This is a genomic window from Paraeggerthella sp. (genome assembly GCF_048427265.1).
In the GTDB taxonomy this organism is placed as follows: Bacteria; Actinomycetota; Coriobacteriia; order Coriobacteriales; family Eggerthellaceae; genus Paraeggerthella; species Paraeggerthella hominis.
The window spans coordinates 1-5,323 of the sequence record NZ_DBFOSR010000091.1; the positions used below are offsets into that span (position 1 = coordinate 1).

A 5,323-nucleotide genomic window follows, 5' to 3' on the forward strand; every position below is an offset into this window, starting at 1 on the left:
GCACTTCTGCTCGGCGCTCGCGCTCCCTCGCGGCTCCCTTATTGCGGGCTTCGCGAGAAGCGGCGCGGCATCTCTCGCATCGGCATCCGTACTTGTAGCCTGTAGCCGTCCCGTGTCTTCGGTCGTTAGGGTCGGCGATCATGTCCTCCAGGTGCTTCTCGGTGCCGCGCCGCTTCGGGAGCGGCGCGGCGGGCTGCTCGACCGCTTTCTGCTCGCCGTCGACGACCTGGGAAAGGAGCGGCCGACCGACTGGGCGCTGTCGAAGCTGTTCGACGTGCTGGACGCCCGCATCAGGACCGGCAAGCCGACTATCGTCACGACGCAGTACAACTCGATCGATCTGACGTCGCGGATGGCGTCCGACGGCAACGTAGAGACAGCCAAGGCGATAGTGAGCCGCCTCGGCGACAGGAGAAACGCGGTCGTCGCGTTCGACGGCCCGGACAGGAGGCTGCGAAATGGCCGATAACGTGAACCATCCAGACCACTACACGCAGGGAGGGATCGAGTGCATCGACGCCATGCGCTCGATGGCCGGCGAGGGCTTCGCCGCTCACCTGCGCTGCACGGTGCTCGAGTGCCTGTGGAGCTACGACCTCAAGGACGGCCTGGATGATCTCCTCAAAGCCCGACGGTACCTGGACGAGCTGATCGACGAGGCGCGAGCCGAGGAGGGGCGCGCGGCCCTCGCCGGGATGAGCGATGCGGCCTCGTCGGACGCCGTGCGTGCGGCGAGCGAGGCCGAGCGGGCCATGGTGGAACGGACGTGCAGCGAAGCCGCCCGCCCAGCCCGCATCGGCTACGGCATCGGCGCAGGTGAAGATCACGATGCCGATGATTCCGAGCACGACGAGTTCGGGAAAAAGGGATGCATGAAAACGCTCTACGGTCCGGTGACGGGATTCTGCCGCGAGGGGGCCTGATGGCGGAGCACTACGGGCAGGTGCGGGGGTTTCGGCATCGAAGCGATCAGAAGGCGGTCGAGCAGCCCGCCGTGCCGCTCCCGAAGCGGCGCGGCACCGAGAAGCACCTGGAGGACATGGTTGCCGATCCGAGCGACCGAAGGCACGGGACGGCTACAGGCTACAAGTACGGATGCCGATGCGAGAGATGCCGCGCCGCTTCTCGCGAAGCCCGCAAGAAGGGAGCCGAGAGGGAGCGCGAGCGCCGAGCAGAAGTGCTCGCCGAGATGTCCGCCGATCCCGGCCATCCGTCGCATGGCACGTACGCCGGCTACAACCGCTACGGGTGCCGGTGCAAAAGCTGCCGACGCGCAGGGCATCTGCACTACATCAAGACGAAAGGAGGCCGATGATGGCCGATGAAACGAGCGGGATCGAGAAGCTGCGAGCGTTCGCAGACGCAGCCGAAACCTGGAACACCCGCTGGGGGCGCACGTGCAAGCCCATCCGCAAAGGCACGAGCGTATCGTGCGACGTATGCGGGAGCGAGCTGCACGATCCGTATAGGTTCTGCGGCGGATGCGGCGCGAAGGTGGTGGACGAATGAGCGGACGCGAGACGTGCTTATGGCGGATGTGCTGGCTAGCGAAAGGTAAGTTTGCCGTAAGCACCCAATGCGGACACGAGTTCCTGTTAACGAAGAATATGCGCCTCCATGCTCGCATGCGAAAGCCATCATTCGCTTGCCCGTACTGCGGCCTGGAAGAGCGGCGTACCAACGAGAGCAACTGGGATCCTTCCGACGAGCAGCTGGACGAATGGGGCATGTGATGGCGGCGTGGCTGTTCGTCGCGTCCATCGCGCTCATGGCGGCGTTCTGCGCGTGGGTGCTGGCAGGGATCGCGAGGATGCTCGCCGTCGAGTTAATGAGGAGGAAGGAGGATCGCCGATGATATAGGAGCGTATGCCCCGGCTGCCCGTCGCCCTTCTCTAAAGAACGCGGCGCACTCAACCAGCAGGACGTTTTGCAGCCATCCGATCGGAGGCGCGGAATGAGCGCAGAGAGCCTGCCGCCGTGGCCGGTGTGGTAGCATTCTCTTGCAGGAATCCACCGCCGAGCGAAAGGCCATTCGATGAGCGTCGTGTCCAGGATATTCGCGGGAGGGAAAACCAACGCCGAGAGGATCCCCGAGATCGAGCGCATCACGTTGGTGCGCGTCGATAATCCCGTCAAGCAGTACTCCGCGTTCCTTCTCTGCCTCGTGCTGTCGGCAGTGATCGCCACCTGCGGGATCGCCGCCGAGTCGTCTGCCATAGTGATAGGGGCGATGCTCATAGCCCCGCTCATGTCGCCCATGATCGGCACGTCGTTCGCCATCGCGACGGGCAAGCGGCGCCAGGCGGCGAGGGGCCTTCTGGTCGCCCTCTCGGGAGCGGCTGCGGTCGTCGCCGTCGCCGGTGTTGCGTCGCTCGCCATACCGGCCGGCGTCCCGCTGGTCGGCAACGGCGAAGTGTCGTCGCGGGTCTCCCCGCGCCTCGTCGACCTCGTCGTGGCCGTCGCGTCCGGGGCCGTCGGAGCCTTGGCCGTCGGCCGCGACGACGTGTTCGACGCCATCCCGGGCGTCGCCATCTCGGTGTCGATCGTGCCTCCCCTCTGCGTGGCGGGCGCGGCTCTCGCCCAGGGGGCCCAAGCGGTCGCGTCAGGGGCCCTGCTCCTATTCACCGTGAACTTCTTCGCCATCCAGCTTTCGTGCAATGCCGTGTTCTTCCTGATGGGATTTGCCGGGCGCGCGCAGGACGGAAGCAGCGCGAAGGCGAGGCTTTTGTGGTACGCCACCGCGGTCGTCGGGACCGTCCTGCTCGCCGTGCCCCTCGCCGCTGCGAGCAACGAGGTCATCGAGCAGTACTCCTTCGAGCGCGGCGCCGCGCAGTCCGTGAGGGAGTGGCTGCGGGAATCGTCCTACGAGCCGGTCTCCGTCGACGCGTCGGGCGGCGCGGTGGTCGTCGAGATCGCCGGCGAGGGGACGTTGCCCGACCTGGACGACCTGCGCATCCTGCTAAGGGAGAGCAAAGTTCCCGTCGAAGACGTGAAGATGAGGGTTACAAGGCAGTACAGCTGACGAAGGAAGAGGGCCCGCAGCCGATCCAAGGCTGCGGGCCCTTCTTCCTTTAAGCGAGAGCGCGGTCGGCTACTTGCGCTTCGCCTCCGCCTCGATGTCCTTCACGGCGTTCTTCGCGTCGGCGGCGACGTCCTTGGCGGCGTTCTTCACGTCGTGGGCGGCGTCCTTCACGGCGTTCTTCGCGTCGTGGGCCGCCTCGCTCACGGCTTCCTTCGCCTTGTCGGCCGCTTCTCCCAGCTTTTCCTTGACGTCTTCCATTGGCTCTCCTCTCGAGTCGATCTGCCTTGTCCGGCATTGTAACGGCAGGGGCGATGGGCGGAGCGAGACGGGCGGGAAACCGTTGCGGATCTGATTCTTTAATGCAACTGGCACGAGCTTGCTTCGCGCGGGCGCGCTGGACTCGCCGACGTCCGTGCCGTATCATCTGCAAAACGACCGACGCAGGGGAGGAGCCGCGCCATGGTTCGCGAGAGGCAGCGTTACAGGGTGTTCGACCGCGGGGCCTTGATAGCGGAGGGGACCGCGAGCGAGTGCGCGGCGGCCGCGGGCCTCAAGCCGCGCACGGTCCAGGCGTACGCGGCCGATCCCCGGCGCTCGCCGAGGTGGCGCGTGGAGCACGTCAAGGGAGGCGGCGCTCTACCCGATGAAATGCGACAGGATTCCCAGTCCGAACACGTCTGCCGCCGAATGCGCGATGAAAAACGGCGCTAGGTTCTTGTCTTTCGACCGCCTGTAGATCAGGTAGACGGCTCCTCCGAACACGAGGCCGATTCCCAATGCAGGCATTAACCCTTGGTAGGTATGGAAGCTTGCGCGCACGAGCAACGAGAACGGCACGGCCCACTTCAGGTGCCTGGGCCTCACCGCGAGGCAGATGCCTAGGAAGTACAGCTCTTCGTACGCTCCGTTGAGCGCGGCGTGCAAGACCCTGGAAACGGGTTCGCTCCAGAAAAAAGATCCGATCGGGTTCGGGAACTGGATCGCCTCGCGGATCGACCCCGCAACGACCATGTAGGCATCGAAGGCGAGCGAGCCGATTAGAAACACGAACGCAGCGCAGAGGACCGCTCTGAGATCGAGCTTGATGCGCCATGCCTTGAAATCGAAGTTCCTGGCTCGCAGGTACAGCAGGGCGATCGCCAGCAACCCCGATTGGACGGCGATGGCGTTGTAGTTGTCCGCGACGGAGAACGAGATGTTGCCTTCGACCGTCGCCGTCCCTTGCGAAAGGCCCAAGAGCGACATAGTGGACGAGAGGATCGCCCAGCCGAATAGGATAACGGTGAGCGAGAGGATATCGAACCACTCGAGATAGCGAACTTTCTCCTTTTTCGTTTTGCGAATGAGCGTCAAGGCCGCCTCCTTCTGACTGCTTTGCATCGATGAGCTCGTCCGTTTTCCGGGAGAGGGGGATGATGATACCCGCCTATCGAATTTCGTCAAGGGGAGGCGACGTTTTTCGCATGTTCGTCGACAGTGATAATTTATGCGATAAAATATCAAGCACACTTGTTCGATCGGATTCCGGAGGCAGATTTGGACCACGACATATTCGTCATGCGGGCATGCGTCGCGTCTTACTTGCGGCATATAAAGACGATGGACGACGAGATACGCGAGATCGAGTCGAGGATAAGGGACGTGCGGTCGCGGCTCGTGTCCATGGGGGCGTCGTTCGAAGGCTCCCGATCCGGCGGATGCGGGGACAGGCTGGGCGAGGGCGTCGCGCGCATCATGGAGCTGGAGGCGGAGTGGTCGGACCGCGTGTCGGCATGCTATGCGGAGATAGCCGCCGCCCAGGACATGTGCGATCCGCACCACGTGGGCAGGTGGGCCATGTGGATGCACGTGGTCGAGGGGCGGACGTGGGCCTACGTCGGGCGCGTGATCGGATACAGCGAGCGCCAGGCTCGCACCATCGGCGACGCCGGGGCGCGCGACCTGTACCGCTTGATCCCGGAGACGTTCCGGCGCGACGAGTTCCCCAACGCCGCGCCGATAGAAACGCTGCCGCCCATTGCCGTCTGATCCTGATAGTCTGATATAAGCGAGACGCAACCGAACAGCCGTCCATTAGGGGCGGCTTTTTTATCGCCGAGACAGGGAGGCAGCAATGGTATCCGTCGAAGAGGTAATCGCAATCGCGTTGCAATACGACACCGCCATCAGCCGCGCCATGCTGCGGGCATGCGGCGTACCGGTTCCGCATGCCCGTCCGCGCATCGGCTCCATCGTCGCTGTCGACGCCTACGACGGCATGGGCGAGTGCTTCGCGAACAACGAGTCTCCGATGGACGGGCG

General features: G+C 64.4%; 10 protein-coding genes and 1 pseudogene. 9 read left to right on the plus strand and 2 right to left on the minus strand.

Translation table 11 applies throughout. The annotated features are described in order from the left end of the window. From ACMNI9_RS08140 to ACMNI9_RS08170, 7 genes and pseudogenes are all read left to right on the plus strand, one after another. A pseudogene (locus ACMNI9_RS08140) lies at positions 1-469 on the plus strand (hypothetical protein); the annotation flags it as partial. After that, positions 459-923: a DUF3310 domain-containing protein gene (locus tag ACMNI9_RS08145; RefSeq protein WP_220149543.1), complete on the plus strand. Its 465-nt coding sequence runs from the start codon at positions 459-461 to the stop codon at positions 921-923. The pseudogene ACMNI9_RS08140 and the gene ACMNI9_RS08145, both read left to right, overlap by 11 nt. Beyond that, the gene (locus ACMNI9_RS08150) at positions 923-1,315 is read left to right on the plus strand and encodes a hypothetical protein (protein ID WP_418831531.1); all 393 of its coding nucleotides are present in this window, start codon (positions 923-925) and stop codon (positions 1,313-1,315) included. Before ACMNI9_RS08145 ends, ACMNI9_RS08150 begins: the two co-directional genes overlap by 1 nt. Then, positions 1,312-1,509 (plus strand): hypothetical protein, encoded by a 198-nt coding sequence (locus tag ACMNI9_RS08155; RefSeq protein WP_418831533.1) that lies wholly within the window; start codon positions 1,312-1,314, stop codon positions 1,507-1,509. Before ACMNI9_RS08150 ends, ACMNI9_RS08155 begins: the two co-directional genes overlap by 4 nt. A gap of 98 nt (positions 1,510-1,607) precedes the next feature. Then, on the plus strand, positions 1,608-1,733 hold the full coding sequence (locus ACMNI9_RS08160; RefSeq protein WP_418831535.1) for a hypothetical protein: 126 nt from the start codon (positions 1,608-1,610) through the stop codon (positions 1,731-1,733). Continuing rightward, complete coding sequence (locus ACMNI9_RS08165) at positions 1,733-1,855, plus strand: hypothetical protein (protein WP_255616279.1); 123 nt, start codon at positions 1,733-1,735, stop codon at positions 1,853-1,855. The genes ACMNI9_RS08160 and ACMNI9_RS08165 overlap by 1 nt, the downstream gene beginning before the upstream one ends. Positions 1,856-2,035: 180 nt before the next feature. Next, the gene (locus ACMNI9_RS08170; RefSeq protein WP_418831536.1) at positions 2,036-3,022 is read left to right on the plus strand and encodes a DUF389 domain-containing protein; all 987 of its coding nucleotides are present in this window, start codon (positions 2,036-2,038) and stop codon (positions 3,020-3,022) included. Positions 3,023-3,091: 69 nt separating this feature from the next. Here ACMNI9_RS08170 and ACMNI9_RS08175 read toward each other — a convergent pair whose 3' ends face one another. Both ACMNI9_RS08175 and ACMNI9_RS08180 read right to left on the minus strand, forming a co-directional pair. Next, positions 3,092-3,280, minus strand: coding sequence for a hypothetical protein (locus ACMNI9_RS08175; protein WP_114565914.1), 189 nt, complete (start codon positions 3,278-3,280; stop codon positions 3,092-3,094). 378 nt (positions 3,281-3,658) lie between these two features. Continuing rightward, positions 3,659-4,375 (minus strand): type II CAAX prenyl endopeptidase Rce1 family protein, encoded by a 717-nt coding sequence (locus tag ACMNI9_RS08180; protein ID WP_114565912.1) that lies wholly within the window; start codon positions 4,373-4,375, stop codon positions 3,659-3,661. A 183-nt stretch (positions 4,376-4,558) separates the two neighbouring features. Between ACMNI9_RS08180 and ACMNI9_RS08185 the strand changes: the two genes are divergently transcribed. Both ACMNI9_RS08185 and ACMNI9_RS08190 read left to right on the plus strand, forming a co-directional pair. Continuing rightward, complete coding sequence (locus ACMNI9_RS08185) at positions 4,559-5,050, plus strand: hypothetical protein (protein ID WP_147269841.1); 492 nt, start codon at positions 4,559-4,561, stop codon at positions 5,048-5,050. Positions 5,051-5,135: 85 nt separating this feature from the next. Beyond that, on the plus strand, positions 5,136-5,323 hold a 188-nt coding region (locus ACMNI9_RS08190), incomplete at its 3' end, for a hypothetical protein (RefSeq protein ID WP_114565910.1).

Bases quoted from the DNA above. Each gene is read 5' to 3' on its own strand.
- ACMNI9_RS08155 (WP_418831533.1), top strand. From the start codon at position 1,312: ATGATGGCCGATGAAACGAGCGGGATCGAGAAGCTGCGAGCGTTCGCA.
- ACMNI9_RS08165 (WP_255616279.1), top strand. From the start codon at position 1,733: ATGGCGGCGTGGCTGTTCGTCGCGTCCATCGCGCTCATGGCGGCGTTC.
- ACMNI9_RS08170 (WP_418831536.1), top strand. From the start codon at position 2,036: ATGAGCGTCGTGTCCAGGATATTCGCGGGAGGGAAAACCAACGCCGAG.
- ACMNI9_RS08160 (WP_418831535.1), top strand. From the start codon at position 1,608: ATGCGCCTCCATGCTCGCATGCGAAAGCCATCATTCGCTTGCCCGTAC.
- ACMNI9_RS08150 (WP_418831531.1), top strand. From the start codon at position 923: ATGGCGGAGCACTACGGGCAGGTGCGGGGGTTTCGGCATCGAAGCGAT.
- ACMNI9_RS08145 (WP_220149543.1), top strand. From the start codon at position 459: ATGGCCGATAACGTGAACCATCCAGACCACTACACGCAGGGAGGGATC.
- ACMNI9_RS08175 (WP_114565914.1), bottom strand. From the start codon at position 3,280: ATGGAAGACGTCAAGGAAAAGCTGGGAGAAGCGGCCGACAAGGCGAAG.